This window comes from Cupriavidus sp. Agwp_2 (assembly GCF_040784895.1).
Taxonomy (GTDB): domain Bacteria; phylum Pseudomonadota; class Gammaproteobacteria; order Burkholderiales; family Burkholderiaceae; genus Cupriavidus.
The window spans coordinates 678,277-697,139 of the sequence record NZ_CP088085.1 but is presented as its reverse complement, the minus strand read 5'-3'; the positions used below and the strand labels follow the sequence as shown (position 1 = coordinate 697,139).

Genomic DNA, 18,863 nt, shown 5'->3' with positions numbered 1-18,863 from the left:
TCCTGCCTGGGGGAATTTAGCCGACCAACAGTGGGGGAGTTTGCAGTGACCATCCGGGCTCTACCGAATTTCTAGGAAGCATTAGAACAATATGAAGAAGATCTTAATTCTTGGCGTCAACGGTTTCATCGGCCATCACCTGACGCGCCGTATCCTTGAAACCACGGCCTGGGAGGTCTACGGCATGGACATGTCCACGGACCGACTGGGCGACCTCGTCGACCATCCGCGCATGCACTTCTTCGAAGGTGACATCACCATCAACAAGGAGTGGATCGAGTACAACATCCGCAAGTGCGATGTGGTGCTGCCGCTGGTCGCCATCGCCACGCCGGCCACCTACGTGCGCCAGCCGCTGCGCGTGTTCGAGCTGGATTTCGAGGCCAACCTGCCGATCGTGCGCGCCGCGGTCAAGTACGGCAAGCACCTGGTGTTCCCGTCGACCTCGGAGGTCTACGGCATGTGCAGCGACGAGGAATTCGATCCGGAAGCCTCGCCGCTGGTCTACGGTCCGATCAACAAGCCGCGCTGGATCTATGCCTGCTCCAAGCAGCTGATGGACCGCGTGATCCACGCCTATGGCATGGAGCAAGGGCTGAACTACACGCTGTTCCGACCCTTCAACTGGATCGGCGCGGGCCTGGACTCGATCTTCGAGTCGAAGGAAGGCTCGTCGCGCGTGGTGACGCAGTTCCTCGGCCATATCGTGCGCGGCGAGCCGATCAAGCTGGTCGACGGCGGCGCGCAGAAGCGTGCGTTTGCCGATATCTCGGATGGCATCAGCGCGCTGATGCGCATCATCGAGAATCCCGGTGGCATCGCCAGCGGCAAGATCTTCAATATCGGCAATCCGGCCAATATCCATTCGGTGCGCGAACTGGCCGAGATGATGCTGAAGATGGCGGGAGACTATCCCGAATACGCCGACGAGGCGCGCAAGACGCAGATCGTCGAGACCTCGTCGGGCGACTTCTACGGCAAGGGCTACCAGGACGTCCAGCACCGTGTGCCGAAGATCGACAACACCATCGAAGAGCTGGGCTGGAAGCCAGAGGTCAGCATGCAGCAGGCGCTGCGCCGGATTTTCGAGGCGTATCGTGGACATGTAACCGACGCGCGCACGCTGGTAGGGCAATAAGAGGCCCGCCCCTTCACCCAGGGTCGAGCGTCTCGGAATTTGGCATTACACAAAAAGAGACCTGCCTTTAGGGCAGGTCTCGAAGCCTTCGCTACATAGCGGCGAAAGGGCACCATGAGGTGGCGAGTCAACCAAGTCTGTCGCGTCCAAACGTGGCGCTACGGCGCGGCACAGGAACTCCACACTTACAGATAGTTGGTGTCCGGCATCAGCATCCGCGCACCGTCCGTAAAGGTATCACGCGGCCCGATGCGTGCGCCATCGCTGAATACGTCGCACTTGTCAATGCGAGCCCCGCCTGCATACACGCACCGTAGTGGCCGTGAGCGTGGCGCCGTTGTCACCATGCAGCACCGGCTTGGCCGCCATGGCGTGAATACCCTCGGCCAGCGCCGTGCGTTTGACCAGATGCGCCGCGTGGTCGGCGTCGTCGCGATCGTGGACCTCGAAGCCCACGATCTTGCGGCTGTAGACGTCCAAGCGGGTACTACAGATAAAACCAGCGCCCGGCAACCTCGGCCGGCAGGTAGTTCATGTCCCAGCACCACAGTTGGCGCGGCCCCGTGGCCATGTGCGTGGTGGGTGGGCGGCTTTGGCGCGGTGCCTTGGCGCGTCCTCGATGCCGGGTCTGCCCATGGGCGCGCAGCACCCGACCAAAGCTCGATTCGCTGGCCAGGTAGACACCCTCATCGGCCAGCATGGGCACGATGCGCGCCGGCGGCATGTCGGCGAAGCGCGGCTCGTTGGCAACGGTCAGAATGCGTTCGCGCTCCTCGATGCTCAGCGCATGCGCAGGCGTGGGCCGCTCGGCCCCGGGGCGGCGGTCGACGACCACCAAGCCATCGTGGGCCTTCCAGCGTTGCAGCGTGCGCAACCGAGCCGCAGTGACCTGCTGCATGAATTGAAACGCTGGCTGTACGAGCATCGCATTCTGATCCCGCATGACCGGGCGCTGAAGCGGCTGATCAGTCAGGCTGTGGAGGCCTGTGAGGCGGCGCTGACTGAAGCCCTGGTGCACGCCTATGGTGAGGCCTCTCTGGACGCGTGGGGGACGTTGCTCCCGCGGCCGGAAGGCGACCGCGCGAGCCTCCAGCAATGGCTGTGGGCGGTTCCGCTGCGCAATTCCACGCATCAGATGGGCGAGCTGTTTGACAAGATCGACCGGCTGTACCAGTTGGGCGTCCGCCAAGGCTGGCCGGCGGTCTGCATTGAGGCAGTGGTTCGCCACTACGCGCGGCGTTGTGCGAATCGCCCGGCGTCAGTCAGCAAGCGGATCGCGCAACAATCCCGCCGCCTGGAAGCCGCATGCTTCTTGCGCTATGCCTTGTGTTCGGCCACGGATCAGCTGTCGTCCATGCTGCGGCACTGGATTCGCAAGTCCGTCAACGATGCGGGACGCCTGATCGACGCCGGGCGGCCGGACCCTGGCGTCAAGCTGCGGGAATTCGCTGCTGCGGTCAAGGCCCTGGTTGCCGACGAGACGCTGACACGAGAAGCCCTTTGCCAACAATTGGGCGCGCTGGCCGACGCGGCGACCTGCCAGAATCTGCCAAGCCGAGCCAGCCTCATCCGCGCACAACTCCTGTCCCGATACCGGCAAGCCAGGGCCATGCTGGGCAGGCTGGTTCGCCTGCCATTCGCCGCCCAGTCGGCCCACCCGGTGATTGAGGCCATGGAGGTGCTTCGCAAGCTCTATGCGCGCAGGGCCGGCTGGCTCCCGGATCGGGTGACGGCTCGATTGGGACGCGCCTGGCAGCCAGCATTAGAGGGCCAGGATCGCCAGCGGGCGCTGGCCGCCTTCGAATGGGGGACGCTGTTTGCCCTACGGGTGGCGCTGCGTAATGGCTCGGTTTTCCTGGACCACAGCTTCGCCTACTGTAGCCAGGCGGCATTACTGATTTCCAACGAGACTTGGCAAGCCCGACGTAATCACTTCTACGGCCACCTCAAGCTGCCGCAGGACGCCAAGACATTCCTCGAGCCCGTGGTCGCACATTTGGATGCGGGGCTCGCCAGGCTGCGCGACGCTGTCCAGCGTGGCGAACTGAAAATCGATTGCGCGATCCATATCGATCCGCTCACGGCAATGAAACCGGAAGCCTCCGTGGAGGCGCTGCGACGCGCGCTGTTCGAGCGGCACCCCGGTGGGCAATTGCCGGAAATCCTGCTGGAGATTGACAGCAGCACGCACTTCAGCTGGCTCCTGCTGGGCCGGGAACCGCATTCGCGCAGCGAGCTGTTGATGGTCTACGCCGCGGTGCTGGCGCACGGCACGTCGATGTCGGCGGCAGACCTCGCGCGCATGGTGCCGGAGTTGTCGCCCAGCGCGATCCGGCAGATGATGCATCGCATCGCAGACGAGCGCAAACTGCGTTCCAGGCCGCCGATGCTGTCCTGGTCTTCATGCACCAGCACCCCATCGCTCAGCACTGGGGACGCGCCGATCTGGCGTCGTCGGACATGATGTCGCTGGAGACCACCCGCACAGTCTGGCGGGCACGGGCCGATCCGCGCCGACGCACGGCATCGATCGGCATGTACACGCATGTCCGCGACCGCTGGGGCATCTTCTATGACCAGCCGATACTGCTCAACGAGCGGCAGGCCGGCGCTGCTATCGAGGGCGTCATCCGCCAGAGTGGATCGGAAGACGTGGCGCAGCTGGCGGTCGATACCCATGGCTTTACCGACTTCGCCATGAGCCTGTCCCGGCTGCTAGGCTTTGATCTTTGTCCACGGCTTGCGCATCTGCGCGACCGCCGTCTCCATGTGCCCAGGGACCACGATGTACAAGCGGAATTGGCTGCGGTGACGGACTCGGATGTCCGGCTGGATCTGATCGAACGCGCCTGGGACGAACTGGTCCGCATTGCGGCATCGGTGCAGAGCGGGCAATGCACCGCCGTCCAGGCGCTCACGCGCTTTGGCGCGGCGGCGAAGGGCCAGCCCGTTTATGAGGCGGGCGTTCATCTCGGGCGACTGTTTCGCACGATCTTCCTGATCGATTACTTCACCAATCGCGCCTTCCGCCATGAGATGCAGCATGCCTTGAACCGTGGCGAGGCGGTCCACACGGTGCAGCGGGCCATCCACTACGGCAAAATTCCGCTCGAACTGACCCGGCATGATGCGTCGCTGGCTGCGGTGTCGTCGGCGCTGACCTTGCTGTCCAATGCTGTAATGGCCTGGAACACGCTGAATATGCAGCGCGCGCTCGATGCAGTCGAGGCGATCGGCGGTGAGGCCATGCGAGCCGAAGATCTGCGCCAGATTGCCCCGACTCATCTGGAAGGCATCAATTTGCGCGGCACCTTCGAGTTTCCGATCGCGCGCTACGCCCATCGCCTGCTGCCCAGTACCGCGACCTTACTGGATCGGCCGCCCTTGCGCCAGCAGGCCGGCTAGCGCTGATCCCGCGTGAGGTGTCAGGTGGGAGGTCATCGCCGCATCCATGCTCGGGCCTTGCTGTCGGCAGATTCTGCTTGACTCCGTATTTAAGTACGGAAGTATCTTGTAATTGTAGAGATGCGAAAAGCAGACGCACCGCCCGATATCAGGCGGTGCGCCGTGGAGTGAATCATGAAGGCCACGCCAACCATTCTCACTGCGCTCACGATCTCATTGTTCGGTGTCGTCCCGGCATGGGGTGCCGACAAATTCCTGGGCGATGGCGGCGACAACGGACGCGAGCATCTGCTGGCGCAGATGCCTGTGGCCATGATGCCCGTGAACAGGACCGCCGCGCTCTTCGGCAGCCCGGCGCCTGACGCGCTGGCGAGCCGAGCCATTGTCCTGACGCCGGGGATGAAATCCGTGACCGTGGCTTCCGGCGAAACCGTCGCCTTCAAGGCGGGGAACAGGACGGTGGGCTGGACGTTCCTGGAAGCGATTGGCGGACGGTCCATCGAGATGAACGTCATCTTCCCGGACCTACCGGAGGCAAAGGGCGTATGGATTCACATTGAGCGGAGCAAGCTTTTTACCGGCGGCTGAAATTCCAAGCGGTGGCTGACTGACATGACAACGCCGCATCTGGCCGATCCAACAAGACGATGATTTCAGTTGAAGGAGCCTAACATGTACGCCAAACGTATTCTCGGCAGCATGATCGCCATTGTGATCGTCGCCGCATCGGCCGCGGCGGTCGCGGCCCCGGCCAGCAGCAAGGTCGGCAAATTCGAGGTGTACGCCGATGCGCTGCGTGTCGGCAAGCCAGATCCGTTCACCGACGGTGGCAAGGCTGGGAAGTTCGACCCCTACGCCGACGGCGCGAGAATCACCGACCCGCGCGATCCGTTCACCGACGGTAGCAGGACCGGCAAATTTGACCCCTACACGGACCGGACGGCACACGGGGCCCCTGACCGTGATCTCGCCGCCAGTTCGCTCGACAATGCGCGTTCGGGCGACGGCACGCTGTACGGCTACCGGGTCTAACTCCCCGTTCCCGGAGTCGCGGGCGGCACACTCCGGAGTGTGCCCCCTTTTTTCTCCTGCACGCCGGCAAGGCTAGCGTGGGGCGCGCCGCACGAAACGGCGACATCGCAAGCGAAGGGAGCGTCGGAGCGCGACTATGCCGCGCAGGCACCGCGAGTCGCTTTCCTCCCCTGCAGCGAAGCAATGAGCGGACAGGACACGTTGCCCTTACGCGCGTGGCAGAAGCGGACAAGCTCGGACAGCGCGGCCTCCATGCGCCTCAAGTCCGCCAGTTTCTCGCGCACGTCCTTGAGCTTGTGCTCGGCCAGGCTACCGGCCTCCTCGCAATGGGTGCCATCCTCCAGCCGTAGCAGTTCGGCGATCTCGTCCAGGCTGAAACCCAGCCGCTGGGCCGCTTTCACGAACCGCACACGCGTCACATCCGCTTCGCCATAGCGGCGGATGCTGCCATAAGGCTTGTCCGGCTCCGGCAGCAACCCCTTGCGCTGGTAGAACCGGATAGTTTCCACATTGACCCCGGCCGCCTTGGCGAAGGCGCCAATGGTCAAACTTTCTAAATGCTCCATCCTGCTTGACTCCGTACAACGGTACGGAAGTAAGCTTAGATTAATCATTCCTGATTCGAAAGGACAAGCGCATGTCGGAACCGCAACATGGGCGCCACGCCCTCTTTGCCGGCGGGCTGGCCGCCATCCTCGCCTCCACCTGCTGCCTGGGGCCGCTGGTGCTGGTGGCGCTCGGTTTCAGCGGGGCCTGGATCGGTAACCTGACCGCACTGGAGCCATATCGGCCCCTGTTTATCGGCACGGCGCTGGTGGCGCTGTTCTTTGGCTGGCGGCGCATTTTCCGCCCGGCGCAGATCTGCAAGCCGGGCGAGGCCTGCGCCGTCCCGCAGGTACGCGCCACCTACAAGCTCATTTTCTGGGTCGTCGCCCTGCTGGTTCTGGTTGCGCTTGGATTTCCCTACGTGATGCCATTTTTCTACTGATCAGGAGGTCGCCATGAAGAAGCTGTTTGCCGCCCTCGCTCTCGCCGCCGTTGCCCCCGCGTGGGCCGCTATGCAAACCGTCACGCTGTCCGTGCCGGGCATGACCTGCGAGAGCTGCCCGATCACGGTCAAGAAAGCGCTTTCCAAGGTCGACGGCGTGAGCAAGACCGATGTGAGCTTCGAAAAGCTCCAGGCCGTCGTCACCTTCGATGATGCCAAGACCAGTGTGCCGAAACTGATCAAGGCGACCGAGAACGCGGGCTATCCGTCCAGCGTCAAGCGCTAAGCCCGGGGGCGAACACGGGAGTGAGGCCATGGGACGGATCACGCGCGTGACCAACAAGGCAGGGGCGCTCGGCAGCATTGTCGCCGCGATGGGTTGCGCGAGCTGCTTTCCCGCCATCGCCGGCCTGGGCGCGGCCATCGGCCTGGGCTTCCTGAGCCAGTACGAGGGGCTGTTCATCAGCGTCCTGCTGCCGGCGTTCGCCGGCATCGCGTTGCTCGCCAATGGGATCGGATGGTTAAACCATCGGCAGTGGCAGCGGACCGCGCTCGGCGTGATCGGCCCGCTCCTGGTGCTGGCCGCAGTGTATTTGACGGTTGGCCGGCGCAGCGAGGCGCTGCTCTATGTCGGCCTGGCCTTCATGGTCGGGGTATCGATCTGGGACTTTGTCTCGCCGGCGAAACGCTGCGGCGCACCGGACGCCTGTGAACTCCCGGCCAAACGCGGCTGACGGCGTTGGCCGCTGCTGAAACGAATAAAGGAATTGTGGCATGACCCACTTGAAGATCACTGGAATGACCTGCGACGCGTGCGCCGTCCACGTCAAGGATGCCCTGGAGAAGGTACCGGGCGTGCGGTCGGCGCTCGTGTCCTACGCGAGGGGCACGGCGCAGATCGCTGCCGAGCCCGGCACCTTGCCGGATGCGCTGACTGCTGCCGTGGCCGGACTCGGCTACCGGGCCATGCTCGCCGACGCCCCGCCGGCGGAAAAACGGGGCAGCCTGCTCGACAAGGCGCTGGGCTGGCTGGGCGGCGCTGAGGAGTCCGGAGGCGAAGCCAGCGCGCCGCGCATCGCCGTCATCGGCAGCGGCGGCGCCGCGATGGCGGCGGCGCTCAAGGCCGTCGAGCAAGGCGCGCAGGTGACGCTGATCGAGCGCGGCACCATCGGTGGCACCTGCGTCAACGTCGGCTGCGTGCCGTCCAAGATCATGATCCGCGCGGCCCACGTGGCCCACCTGCGCCGCGAAAGCCCGTTCGACGACGGCATCCAGGCCACGCCGCCGGTGATCGTGCGCGAGCGCCTGCTGGCCCAGCAGCAGGCGCGCGTCGAGGAACTGCGCCACGCCAAGTACGAGGGCATCCTGGCCAGCACCCCGGCCATCACGGTGCTGCGCGGCGAGGCCCACTTCCAGAACGGGCATACCCTGAGCGTGCGCCTGGCCGCGGGCGGCGAGCGCGAGGTGGCATTTGACCGCTGCCTGATCGCCACTGGCGCCAGTCCGGCGGTGCCGCCGATCCCCGGTCTGCGGGACACCCCCTACTGGACCTCGAATGAGGCGCTGGCCAGCGACACCCTGCCGAAGCGGCTGGCCGTGATCGGCTCGTCGGTGGTGGCCTTGGAACTGGCGCAGGCCTTCGCCCGACTCGGCAGCCAGGTCACGATCCTGGCGCGCAGCACGCTGTTCTTCCGCGAGGACCCGGCCATCGGCGAGGCCGTCACGGCCGCCTTCCGCGCCGAGGACATCACGGTACTGGAACACACGCAGGCCAGCCAGGTGGCCTACGCGGACGGCGAATTCGTGCTCACCACCGGGCACGGCGAAATCCGCGCCGACCAACTGCTGGTCGCCACGGGCCGCAGGCCCAACACGCGTGAGCTGGCGCTGGAGAAGGCGGGCGTGACGGTCAACGCCCAGGGCGCTATCGTCATCGACCAGGGCATGCGCACCACCGCGCCGCATATCTATGCCGCCGGCGACTGCACCGACCAGCCGCAATTCGTCTATGTGGCGGCGGCGGCCGGCACCCGCGCGGCGATCAACATGACCGGAGGCGAGGCCGCGCTCGATTTGAGCGCCGTGCCGGCGGTGGTGTTCACCGACCCGCAGGTCGCCACCGTCGGCTACAGCGAGGCGGAAGCGCACCACGACGGCATCGAGACCGATAGCCGGTTGTTGACGCTGGATAACGTGCCGCGCGCGCTGGCCAACTTCGACACGCGCGGCTTCATCAAGCTGGTGATGGAAGAAGGCAGCGGGCGGCTGATCGGCGTGCAGGCGGTGGCGCCGGAAGCGGGCGAACTGATCCAGACGGCGGCGCTGGCGATCCGTGCGGGAATGACGGTGCAGGAACTGGCCGACCAGTTGTTCCCGTACCTGACGATGGTGGAAGGCCTGAAACTTGCCGCGCAGACCTTCTCCAAGGACGTGACGCAACTGTCGTGCTGTGCAGGGTAGGTGTCAGGGCGCAAGTCATTTCCGGACCGTCGGGCGGACGAGGGCAAGGCAGACGAGACGAGCAGGAAGGAGCGGCCATGAACCCGTACACGGTCTCCAAGCTGGCGGAGCAGGCAGGCGTGAGTGTCAACGTGGTGCGCGACTATGCGCTGCGTGGCCTGCTGCACCCCGCGCGCCGCACGGAGGGCGGCTACTGGCTCTACGATGCCCAGGCATTAGTACGGCTGCGCTTCGTGCGTACCGCTTTCGAGGCCGGCATCGGCCTGGATGAACTGACCCGGCTCTGCCGCGCGCTTGATGGGAACGATCGCGCCGCCTTGATCGGGTGTGTCGAGCGGTTAGGTCAGCAGATCGCGACCCGGCAGGCAGCATTGTGCGCAGTCAGGGCGGAACTGGCCGAGCTGGCTTGCTGGTCCGCCGACGTTGCCCCGGCGTAGGGTCGTCGGGCGGTCGCGCTTTGGTGCGGAATGCGCCGCGCGGGTTCGCGGCCTGAGTCGGACATTAATGGGACGGGCCCCCACGTGGATCGGTCCGGTCCTAGCCCGAGAGCCGTTGGCGATGATGGCGACGGAGTTGACCACAACGCTGCATCACCTCGGTAAAGGAGGCAGCCATGGATGATTTCGATGAGGCAATATCGAGCAAGGGCTCGCGTTGGGGCGCCTATGTCTGGGGTGGGCTCGCCGTACTCACCTGCCCCTGCCATCTGCCGCTGCTCGCCGCATTGCTCGCCGGCACGACTGCCGGCGCCGTCATCGGTGAGCACCAGGGTACGGCAGTCGTCGCGGCGACAGGGTTGTTCGCCCTGTTCCTGACGCAGGCGATCAGGGCTTTCAAACGACGCGCACGAGCGCTCGGCGACCGGCGACACTGATGCGCCGCCCCGGTTGACGCTGCCGGTCGGGCACGGGGCAGCCTGAGACTCACCAGCAGCCGGCCATCGGCGCCGGGTGTGGTCGCGGGGACCGAAGCCGTTGCGTTGGCAGCGCTCGCGGTCCCGTGCCTGCCGCCACGCGAGGCCACATCCGGTCGGATCGGCTTCCGTTGCGGCCCGTCTGTCGAGGTAACACATGAAGGTTTCGGACAATATCCGGCGTGAACGCAAGGCGGCCGTGCTGCGCGCCATGCAGACGCTACGAGCGGCATTCCCTTTGCAACAGGCCATGGAAGGGGCCGATCTCGCCCTGCGCGCCGCTTATGTCAGAGCGCTTTCACACTGGACCCTGCAGGGCATGCCCCCTCCGCGAGATTTCGCTTCCAACCAGGCAATCCAGGAGCTGGTCGCGCTGGATGCGCTGGTCATTGACGAGTGCGGGATTGGTTGCTATCCGTTTAGTGCCCGCGAGACGGGCATCCATGTCCACTTTTCCGGGCATCGCGTCGCTGCAATGTGCGCGATCGACGCCCTGGCGATCCCCCGCCTGGTGCAACACACGTCGCGCGTCGCGGCTCGGTGCGCCGTCTGTCATTGCCATCTCGCTTGCGCGGTCGCGGCCAACGGCAGCGTCGACGGGGGCAATCCGCAAGGCGTGCGTGTGGTCTGGCATGCCGGTGCAGTCGCCGAAGGCGCCTGTTGCCGCGTCCTGTGTCCCGGCATTCGATTCGTCTGCAGACACTGCGCCGAACCGCCCGGGGCGACAGGCCTCTCGCTCCCCGAAGCGGCGGCGGTGGGGAATGGCTTTTTCGCGTTCCAACGGCGGTTGCTGCACCACCATGAGCAATCCTGACACCAGGAGAACGCGGTCCCCGGTGGCCTTGGTCTTTTGCGGCGGCGGCAGCCGCGGCGCCATGGAGGTGGGCTTATACAAGGCCATCTGGGAATTGGGGCTACCGGTGGATCTGGTTGAGGTGATCGGTGCCGAGCAGGTTCTTCTGACCACCGGCCGATCTCCGAACACCAACGGTCTTGGACTTGTCGAGGCAGGGATCAGGCTGTCCGACAATGGCGGCATTGCCGTCGACGAGCGGATGCGCACCTCGAGGCCCGGTGTCTATGCGACGGGTGACGTGACCGGCCGCGACCAGTTCGTCTACATGACGGCCTATGGCGCCAAGCTCGCGGCGCAAAACGCGCTGAACGGCGACAGCCACGCCTATGACAATGCCGCCATGCCCTGGGTAACGTCTACCGATCCTCAAGTAGCCGGCGTCGGGCTGACCAAGCAGGCGGCGCAAGCCGCCGGTACGAGACCACCTCGATCGTCTCCCACGACCAGGTGCCGCGGGCGCTGGCCGCGCGCGACACGCGCGGGCTCATCAAGCTGCCCGCCGATGCCGGGACCGATCGTCTGCTTGGCGGGCAGATCCTAGCGCCCGAGGGTGCCGACAGCATCCAGACGGTGGTGCTGGCCATCAAGCACGGTATGACGACAAGGGAGTTGGGCGAGTCGATCTTTCCCTATTTCACTACGGTCGAAGGGCTGAAACTCGCTGCGCAAGGCTTCGGAAAGGACGTGGCGAAGCTGTCCTGCTGCGCCGGATACGAGGCTAAGATGGAACATTGAATATTTCGGCTCCAGTGGTTTTGGTGCTGGGAAAAGGAAACGTTGTCATAAGAGGGGGTTACCGCGCCCTGGTCCGAGAGCGCTGGGCCGTGGAGGAGGCCCACAATGAATTTGATGTTGGATCCCCAAAAGTGGGGGAACAGAGCTAAACAACTGCAACGGACCGGAATGAGGAAAATCATGAGCGACAACAAAGGTTTCGATCTGATTGTGATCGGAGGTGGGACGGGTGGAAACGGTGTCGCTCGGATGGCCGCTAACGCTGGCTGGACGGTTGCCAGCATCGATAGCCTGCCTTTCGGCGGCACCTGTGCGTTGCGGGGCTGCGACCCCAAAAAGATGCTGATCGCCGTGACCGAGGGGGTCGAATGGGCCCACAACCTCGACGGCAAGGGGCTCGGGGCACAGACCGCCGTCAACTGGCCGGACATGATCGCCTTCAAGCGCACATTCACCGACGCGATGCCCGGCCGCATCGAGGGCGGGCTGGAGAAAGCCGGGATTACAGTGTTGCGCGGCGAGGCGCGTTTCACCGGGCGAGACAAAATCGAGGTGAATGGCGAGAACTTGTCGGCACGGCACTTTCATATCGCCACCGGCGCCCGGCCAATGACGCTGAACATCTCCGGCGAGGAATTGCTGGCTACCAGCACCGATTTTCTTGACTTGCCCGAACGGCCGGACAGGGTGGTGTTCGTTGGCGGCGGATTCATCGCGATGGAATTCGCCCATATCTCGAAGCGTGCGGGCGCGCGCGAAGTGACGGTTCTGGAAATGATGGAGCGGCCGCTGGGGAATTTCGATCCTGACCTGGTCGCAATCCTGTCCGAAGCCACGGCCGATCTCGGCGTCGACCTGCGGACGGAGGCCAAAGTTCTAAAGATCGAGAAGAATGGCACAGGTTTCACGGTCACCTACGAGACGCCGACAGGCGTACAGACTGTCGGCTGCGATCTGGTGGTTCACGCAACCGGCCGCGTGCCCAATATTGACCATCTCAACCTCGAAGCCGCGGGCGTCGAATATAGCCGCAAGGGCATCAAGGTCAGCCCCTTCATGCGCACCACTAACCCAGCTATCTTCGCCGCGGGCGATTGCGCGGACAGCGGCCCTAATCTGACTCCCGTCTCAGCCAACGAAGGTCGCATTGCCGGCAAGAACCTGCTTGCCGGCAAGGACGAGCGTGAGGTGAATTATCCGCCGATCCCAAGCGTCGTCTTCACACTGCCGCAAGTGGCCTCCGTCGGGCTTTCCGAAGCCGCAGCGCGCGACAAGGGATTGGAGTTCGACACCCATTTCGAGAAAACCACGGGCTGGTATTCGTCGCTGCGCGTCGGCGCCAGGCACTCCGCCTACAAGGTTCTGGTCGAAAAGGGGACTGGAAAGATCCTCGGCGCGCATCTCATCGGCCCTGGTGCAGAGGAACAGATCAACCTTTTCGCAATGGCGATGGCCGCAGGCCTCACCGCGAACAGGATCAAGGGCATCATCTTCGCCTATCCCAGCTTTGCATCCGACATTAGTTCGATGATTTAGGAAGGTCCGGACCAATACTGCGGTGGTCTAATTTCCTCGGCCAGGCGAGCAATAGGTCGGCGTAAGGCAGCCGAGGGATGCTTGACCTTCCCTACATAGGAACGTCCATAGTGACCAAATGGGACTGGAGCACCTGAATCCTGTCAGCATGGACCATTGGATTTCCTGTTGGAGGGCCGACCCCCGGCGTCAGAATAGTTTATATGAACGCCCCCGATGCGCTAGGTTTTCTTGTGTTTTGATTCGACAGGATAGGTTGCAGCTTTATATGCGGCCTTTCTGCAGCATATGCTGCGGGCCCCGATGAAATCCGCTGATTCGCTCCTAATTTGTCGCGCGAGCTGAACGCTCTAACTATTCTTCAGGTTTAGCGAATCCCGGTCCGACCTGTCTTGTCATCACACTCGATTGCCAACGCAACCTTTCGACGTCATCCTGTAATCTTCGCGGATCTCCTCAGCACTATTTTCGAGTCAAGCCGGTCGTGTGCTCACGTGATCCTGCTTGTATGGCCTGTCATGCGCGAGGACTGCCCAGATGGTTCGAGCCATCTTGTTAGCAAGTGCTACGGTGACCACGTTCGACGGTCGTCGTTTCTGTATTTGCTCGGCCCACGTTCCGGCATGCTTCGCGTGAAAGAGCACGCTGCGCGCGCCGTGGATCAGGAGCGTGCGCACATACGTGTCGCCGCGCCGGCTAATTCCCAGTAGCTGGATTTTCCCGCCGGTGCCGATCTGCTTGGGTACGAGACCGAGCCAGGCGGCAAACTCGCGCCCGGACTTGAACGCCTTCGCGTCACCCATGCTCGCGACAGTGGCCGTCGCTGTCAGCAAGCCAACGCCCGGGATCGCGGCAATTGCCTTGCACGCCTTGTCTTCTTTCATCCACGTTAGCAAACGCCGTTCAATCTCGGCAATTTGCTTGTCGAGCCGCTCAAGGTCATTCCATAGCTCGCGTAACGATTCGATCAGCATCGCTGGCAGACGCTCCGCGAGCCTTGCCAGCACCCCGGGGATCGCCTTGTCCAGCGCGGCGCGGCTCTTGGCCATCACCTCGCCGTATTCGGTTAGTAACCCCCGCAGACTGTTCATCTGCATCGTTCGGAACTTGATCTTCTGTTGCCGCAACCGATGCAGCGCTAGTACGGCCTGCTGCGCTTCGGTCTTCACTGCGACGGCCTTGCTGGGCATCTGTGTGGCCATCCAGATCGCACGCGCATCGGCCGGGTCATTCTTGTTGCCGATCACGAAAGCCTTGACGAACTTCGCCGGCATCAGCTTGACCTGATGGCCCATCTCGATCAATCGCCGTGCCCAGTGCTGGGCACCGCCACAGGCCTCCATACCAATCAGACAGGGTTCGCGATTCGCAAAATGCTCGAGGAACACGGCGCGCTTCAGTTGCTTGTTTACGATTTCACCTGTGTCAGTATCCACCCAGTGAAGCTGGAAGACATTCTTGGCGATGTCCACCCCGACCGTCGTACACTTCATTTCGAACCCTCCGGTTAGCCAGTGAAGAACTCAATGATCTTCCTCATTTTGGCACTTTGATGTTCGTCGGAATGTGAGGATCCTCTCTTTTCAGAGTCCCACATCTGGTAGGTGGGGGCGTTCATTCCATTTGTCGTGTTACCTGATTTCGATTGACCCAGTCTGGGGGCGGTAGAGTCAGAGTGAATGAGAGCCTATTCAGCAGAGAGAAAGGAAGCGCTGTTGCGCCGCATGATGCCCCCCGAGAACGCGTTGGTGTCGGCGCTGGCAAGGGAGACTGGAATCACTGAGCAGACGCTGTATGCTTGGCGTCGACAGATGAAAGCGCAAGGAGTCCCGGTGCCGGGAGATGGAAAGAACCCCGAGGCCTGGTCCTCGGAAGACAAGTTTGCGGTGGTGCTGGAAACCGCGCCGCTCAATGAAGTGGAATTGGCCGAGTATTGCCGCCGCAAGGGTCTTTACGCGGAGCAGATCGCTGCCTGGCGAGAGGCCTGTCGATCGGCCAATGCCAACGCCGGTGAGCAGGCGCGAGAACAACGGCTTCAGTCCAAGGGTGACAAGAAGCGCATCCAGCAGCTTGAGAAGGAATTGCAGCGAAAGGAGAAGGCGCTGGCGGAAGCGGCCGCACTGCTCATCCTGAGAAAAAAAGCCCAGGCGAGTGTGCTATGAAAACTGTTGGATCGATGAGGGTGGGCCCCTCGATGTCGTCTTTTAGGAGAAGGCATCAAACCACTTCAAGCTGCTGCGTTTAAGAGACGTGGTGGTGAGCGTTGAAGAAAAGGCGCAGTGAATGCGTCAGGTATGGAATAACGAGACGAGCGCAAGCGAACCGTCGATGAGGTGTCGATAGCTTTTTCCACTCGTCGTCAAAACCAAGGTCCTCGCCTTACCTTGGGACAAACCAAGCGGGAGCCTGATGACTGGCTTGGTGGCGACCGGCATAAAGACGGCGTGACGTTACTCCAGGCGATTGAACGGAACATAGGAACCTGTCATCTCGATGCGAAGGGAGAAGCTTAATTTGAAGGACTCAAAGAAGGCGAGAGTACCGATGCGGGGTACAGGGGCGGAGCATTTCGTAGTAGCTGTGAAGCCTCGTAATGGGGGCGGAGCGAAGGGAATGCGTCATCCGGCAAGACCTGTGGGCCAACCAGATAATGGGATGAGTCGATGAGTCAAGCCAGGCCGTTTGCAATAACGAAGCAGTCTGTGTGGGCAGCATGGCTTCAGGTGAAAGCGAACCGTGGGGCGCATGGTGTGGACGGGCAAACCATCGAGGCATTTGAACAGCGGCTTGGATGCAATCTGTACAAGCTGTGGAACCGGATGTCTTCAGGGAGCTACTTTCCACCGCCGGTGCGCGCCGTCGAAATTCCGAAGGGCAATGACAGAAACAGAAAGCGACTGTTGGGAATTCCCACAGTAGCGGACCGCGTTGCCCAGGCGGTTGTGCGCAATTATCTTGAAGCGCAGGTAGAGCCCTGTTTCCATCCAGATTCCTATGCTTACCGTCCTTCCAGGTCGGCGCTGGACGCGATTGCTGCTGTCAGGGGGCGATGCTGGAAATACGACTGGGTACTGGAATTTGACATCAAAGGCGCGTTTGACCACGTTGATCATGAGCTCATGATGAAAGCGGTGCGGAAACATGCCCGCTGCACATGGGTGGAGCTGTACGTGGAACGCTGGTTGAAGGCGCCAATGATGAGGGGACAGGAAATGGTGTCGCGGACGCAGGGCACGCCGCAGGGTGGTGTCATCAGCCCGGTACTGTTTAATCTCTATATGCATTATGCCTTTGATACCTGGATGGCAAGGCACTTTCCGGACACGTCATTCGTGCGGTATGCGGACGATGGATTGGTCCACTGTAAAAGCGAAGCCGAAGCCAGACGGTTACAGGAGGCAATCGGTGCGCGTCTGAAGGCCTGTGGTCTGGAATTGCATCCTGAGAAGACGAGGATCGTGTACTGCCGGGATGGGAATCGCAAGAACGACTATCCTTCCACGAGTTTCGACTTTCTGGGATACACCTTCCGTGGTCGGCTGGCCAAAAGCAAGCGCGGCATTTACTTTAACAGCTTCAGTCCTGCCCTCAGCGGCAAGGCGGCGAAACGCATCCGCGAGAAAATGCGGGGGTGGAATATCGGTCGCTGGACGGAGGCTGGGATTGAGGACATCGCCGCGCGAGCCAATCCTGCCTTGCGAGGGTGGTGGAACTATTACGCGGCGTTCTACATGAGCGAGTTCAAGCGTGTGATCACCCACCTCAACGACATTCTGGTGAAATGGGCGGCCCGCAAATACCGCCGGTTTAAACGGAGTCGTACCAAGGCCCGGACCTGGCTTAGGCGGATGGCCGAGCGTGCGCCGGATCTGCTGTATCACTGGACCCTGGGTGTATTGCCCTCGGCTGGATGACAAGAGCCGTATGAACCGAGAGGTTCACGTACGGATCTGTGAGGGCCTGGCGGGGAAGTTCCGCCGGGCTACTCGACTTTGGGGAGGTGTGTCACGAACGCAGGCGTGAGTCTGCGATGCTGTACTGAAGATGGGAGTAGGCCTCCCGAAATCGGCTTGCAGGAGCAGGTTTCAAACCGCCCAGTGCTGCTGCGCCCAAAAGGTGTGGTGGTGAGCGACTGTGGAAAAGGCATCGTCAAGGTGTCAGGTACGTGTTGAGAAGATGAGCGCAAGCAAACCGTCCGATGACGCATCGTCAAATCGATAAGGCGCTGTCAAAACCGAGGCTGCTCCCCAGCTTCGGGACCAGTCGGGGCGACACCTGTCTACGGACCCGACGGCAGCCGGTGTATAGGCGGCATGATCTCAATACAGGCTTCAGTACGGAACGTGAGAACCTTGCTTCGGATGTTAAGGGAAATGAACAAGTGGCAGACACCATGAGGAAGAATACCGAGGCCGGAGCAAGGGGCGGAGCTGCCCGTAGTAGTGTTGAAACCTTTGTAATGAGGGTGGAGCGAAGGGGCAGCGTTATCCCGTTGACGAAGGTCATCAACCCACACTGTGGGGATGAGTGACATGACATCAACAAAACCTTATCGCATTGCGAAGCGCACAGTGTGGGAGGCGTACCAGCTGGTGAAGGCCAACCGCGGCGCTGCCGGCGTGGATGATGAAACCATCGCCATGTTCGAGCAGAACCTCTCGGGAAATCTGTACAAGCTGTGGAACCGGATGTCATCGGGATCGTACTTCCCGCCGCCGGTGAAGCAGGTTGAAATTCCGAAGGCCAAGGGCGGCACGAGAAAGCTGGGCGTGCCTACTGTGTCGGATCGGACCGCGCAGACCGTTGTAAAGCTCATGATCGAGCCGATACTCGATCCGGTATTCCATGAAGATTCCTATGGCTACCGGCCCGGCAAGTCGGCGAAACAGGCGATTGCCGTGACGCGCAAGCGTTGCTGGCAGAATGACTGGGTTGTTGAGTTTGATATCAAGGCGGCGTTCGATCAAATCGATCATGCTTTGTTGCTCAAGGCAGTGCGACGCCACATCAAGGAAGACTGGATCCTGTTGTACATCGAGCGGTGGCTGACTGCGCCGTTCGAGACCGAAGATGGGGCCCTGCCTCGGACTCGGGGGACACCCCAGGGCGGGGTGGTCAGTCCGATCTTGATGAATCTGTTCATGCATTATGCGTTCGATAGCTGGATGAGGCGGACCCATTCACAATGCCCCTGGGCGCGCTATGCCGATGATGCGGTGGTTCACTGCCGTAGCCAGGCGCAGGCCGAAGAAGTGATGCGGGACATTGCATCACGGTTGGAGGATTGTGGACTGACGATGCATCCGGAGAAGTCGAAGATTGTGTATTGCAAGGACAGCAACCGTACTGGTGCTTATCCGAACGTGCAGTTCACGTTTCTCGGTTTTACATTCAGGCCGAGACGGGCAGTGAATAAGTACGGCCGAAGGTTTACCAACTTCCTGCCAAGCGTCAGTAACGATGCTCTTAAGCGGATGCGGCAAACAGTACGAGGGTGGCGAATGCATCGTCAGACTCCGGCAGTCCTTGCCGGACTGGCGAAGCAATGCAATCCCATATTGCAAGGGTGGTGGAACTACTACGGAGCGTTCTATCAAACGGGGATGCTTCCGCTTTACCGGTACATTGACGAGAAGTTGGCGCAGTGGGCCCGGCGGAAGTACAAGACACTGCGGCGGCATGAACGGCGCAGCGTGGCGTGGCTCCGTAAGATGAAATTGATCTCTCCCGTGTTATTCGCTCATTGGCGCAGTATGGGGTGCAAGGTTGGATGACGGGAGCCGTATGAGGCGCGAGTCTC

The 18,863-nt window shown here is 62.1% G+C and carries 16 protein-coding genes and 4 pseudogenes; 17 read left to right on the top strand and 3 right to left on the bottom strand.

Annotated features, from left to right (window positions below; all coding sequences use genetic code 11):
- Positions 1-91 precede the first annotated feature (91 nt).
- Positions 92-1,138, top strand: a complete 1,047-nt coding sequence (locus tag LPA45_RS33495) for a bifunctional UDP-4-keto-pentose/UDP-xylose synthase (RefSeq protein WP_367395197.1) — start codon at positions 92-94, stop codon at positions 1,136-1,138.
- A 309-nt stretch (positions 1,139-1,447) separates the two neighbouring features.
- On the opposite strand, the pseudogene LPA45_RS33490 reads toward LPA45_RS33495, so the two are convergent.
- Positions 1,448-2,012, bottom strand: a pseudogene (locus LPA45_RS33490) (DDE-type integrase/transposase/recombinase); the annotation flags it as partial.
- A gap of 27 nt (positions 2,013-2,039) precedes the next feature.
- Here LPA45_RS33490 and LPA45_RS33485 point away from each other — a divergent pair.
- The 4 genes from LPA45_RS33485 to LPA45_RS33470 all read left to right on the top strand — a co-directional run bounded on the left by LPA45_RS33485 (position 2,040) and on the right by LPA45_RS33470 (position 5,575).
- Positions 2,040-3,602, top strand: coding sequence for a Tn3 family transposase (locus LPA45_RS33485; protein ID WP_367395196.1), 1,563 nt, complete (start codon positions 2,040-2,042; stop codon positions 3,600-3,602).
- Complete coding sequence (locus tag LPA45_RS33480; RefSeq protein WP_367395195.1) at positions 3,542-4,543, top strand: Tn3 family transposase; 1,002 nt, start codon at positions 3,542-3,544, stop codon at positions 4,541-4,543. The genes LPA45_RS33485 and LPA45_RS33480 overlap by 61 nt, the downstream gene beginning before the upstream one ends.
- 174 nt (positions 4,544-4,717) lie before the next feature.
- Entirely contained in the window at positions 4,718-5,131 is a 414-nt protein-coding gene (locus tag LPA45_RS33475; protein WP_367395194.1) for a CzcE family metal-binding protein, read from the top strand.
- An 84-nt stretch (positions 5,132-5,215) separates the two neighbouring features.
- A complete protein-coding gene (locus LPA45_RS33470; RefSeq protein WP_367395193.1) occupies positions 5,216-5,575 on the top strand; it encodes a hypothetical protein in 360 nt (119 codons plus the stop codon).
- A 134-nt stretch (positions 5,576-5,709) separates the two neighbouring features.
- Here LPA45_RS33470 and merR read toward each other — a convergent pair whose 3' ends face one another.
- Positions 5,710-6,141 (bottom strand): Hg(II)-responsive transcriptional regulator, encoded by a 432-nt coding sequence (gene merR / locus LPA45_RS33465; RefSeq protein ID WP_367395192.1) that lies wholly within the window; start codon positions 6,139-6,141, stop codon positions 5,710-5,712.
- Between the two features lie 71 nt (positions 6,142-6,212).
- Between merR and merT the strand changes: the two genes are divergently transcribed.
- The 9 genes and pseudogenes from merT (at position 6,213) to LPA45_RS33420 (ending at position 13,063) form a co-directional block, all read left to right on the top strand.
- On the top strand, positions 6,213-6,563 hold the full coding sequence (merT, locus tag LPA45_RS33460; RefSeq protein ID WP_367395191.1) for a mercuric ion transporter MerT: 351 nt from the start codon (positions 6,213-6,215) through the stop codon (positions 6,561-6,563).
- Between the two features lie 13 nt (positions 6,564-6,576).
- Positions 6,577-6,849, top strand: a complete 273-nt coding sequence (merP, locus tag LPA45_RS33455; RefSeq protein ID WP_367395190.1) for a mercury resistance system periplasmic binding protein MerP — start codon at positions 6,577-6,579, stop codon at positions 6,847-6,849.
- 28 nt (positions 6,850-6,877) lie between these two features.
- Positions 6,878-7,297 (top strand): organomercurial transporter MerC, encoded by a 420-nt coding sequence (gene merC, locus LPA45_RS33450; protein WP_367395189.1) that lies wholly within the window; start codon positions 6,878-6,880, stop codon positions 7,295-7,297.
- Between the two features lie 40 nt (positions 7,298-7,337).
- Complete coding sequence (gene merA / locus LPA45_RS33445) at positions 7,338-9,023, top strand: mercury(II) reductase (RefSeq protein WP_367395188.1); 1,686 nt, start codon at positions 7,338-7,340, stop codon at positions 9,021-9,023.
- A 77-nt stretch (positions 9,024-9,100) separates the two neighbouring features.
- Positions 9,101-9,460, top strand: coding sequence for a mercuric resistance transcriptional repressor MerD (merD, locus tag LPA45_RS33440; protein WP_367395187.1), 360 nt, complete (start codon positions 9,101-9,103; stop codon positions 9,458-9,460).
- A gap of 176 nt (positions 9,461-9,636) precedes the next feature.
- Positions 9,637-9,897: a broad-spectrum mercury transporter MerE gene (gene merE, locus LPA45_RS33435; protein ID WP_367395186.1), complete on the top strand. Its 261-nt coding sequence runs from the start codon at positions 9,637-9,639 to the stop codon at positions 9,895-9,897.
- Between the two features lie 196 nt (positions 9,898-10,093).
- Positions 10,094-10,750, top strand: coding sequence for an organomercurial lyase (merB, locus tag LPA45_RS33430; RefSeq protein WP_367395185.1), 657 nt, complete (start codon positions 10,094-10,096; stop codon positions 10,748-10,750).
- A 121-nt stretch (positions 10,751-10,871) separates the two neighbouring features.
- Positions 10,872-11,527: pseudogene (locus tag LPA45_RS33425) on the top strand (FAD-dependent oxidoreductase); the annotation flags it as partial.
- Between the two features lie 180 nt (positions 11,528-11,707).
- Complete coding sequence (locus tag LPA45_RS33420; RefSeq protein ID WP_367395184.1) at positions 11,708-13,063, top strand: NAD(P)/FAD-dependent oxidoreductase; 1,356 nt, start codon at positions 11,708-11,710, stop codon at positions 13,061-13,063.
- A gap of 473 nt (positions 13,064-13,536) precedes the next feature.
- Here LPA45_RS33420 and LPA45_RS33415 read toward each other — a convergent pair whose 3' ends face one another.
- The gene (locus LPA45_RS33415; protein ID WP_367395183.1) at positions 13,537-14,556 is read right to left on the bottom strand and encodes an IS110 family transposase; all 1,020 of its coding nucleotides are present in this window, start codon (positions 14,554-14,556) and stop codon (positions 13,537-13,539) included.
- Between the two features lie 186 nt (positions 14,557-14,742).
- Between LPA45_RS33415 and LPA45_RS33410 the strand changes: the two are divergent.
- The 3 genes and pseudogenes from LPA45_RS33410 to ltrA (LPA45_RS33400) all read left to right on the top strand — a co-directional run.
- Positions 14,743-15,210 (top strand): annotated as a pseudogene (locus tag LPA45_RS33410) (transposase); the annotation flags it as partial.
- 576 nt (positions 15,211-15,786) lie between these two features.
- The gene (ltrA, locus tag LPA45_RS33405; RefSeq protein WP_367395182.1) at positions 15,787-16,977 is read left to right on the top strand and encodes a group II intron reverse transcriptase/maturase; all 1,191 of its coding nucleotides are present in this window, start codon (positions 15,787-15,789) and stop codon (positions 16,975-16,977) included.
- Positions 16,978-17,586: 609 nt separating this feature from the next.
- Positions 17,587-18,851, top strand: a pseudogene (ltrA, locus tag LPA45_RS33400) (group II intron reverse transcriptase/maturase).
- Positions 18,852-18,863 lie beyond the last annotated feature (12 nt).